Raw genomic sequence first — 278 nt, forward strand, 5'->3', positions numbered from 1 at the left:
TAAAGCAGGTTGTTCTCTTGCTGAAAGTTGTCCGCCGGAAGCTTTCAGGCAATTAAAGGAACAATATCCCGATCATGTGGTGGTGACCTACATCAACTGTTCTGCAGAGATCAAGACCTTGAGCGATATTGTCTGTACCTCCTCTAATGCTGAAAGTATTATTAGATCTATTCATGCAGACAAACCCATCATTTTTGCGCCCGACAAGAACCTGGGGAAATACCTCATCGAAAAGACCGGCAGAAAAATGCTGCTGTGGGATGGTGCGTGTATCGTAC

1 protein-coding gene is annotated in these 278 nt (G+C 45.0%); it reads left to right on the forward strand.

The features are described from left to right. Positions 1–278 (forward strand): quinolinate synthase NadA (gene nadA, locus HC176_RS19505; protein ID WP_167920600.1); only part of this gene is annotated, 278 nt, incomplete at both ends.

This window comes from Tamlana crocina (assembly GCF_012037625.1).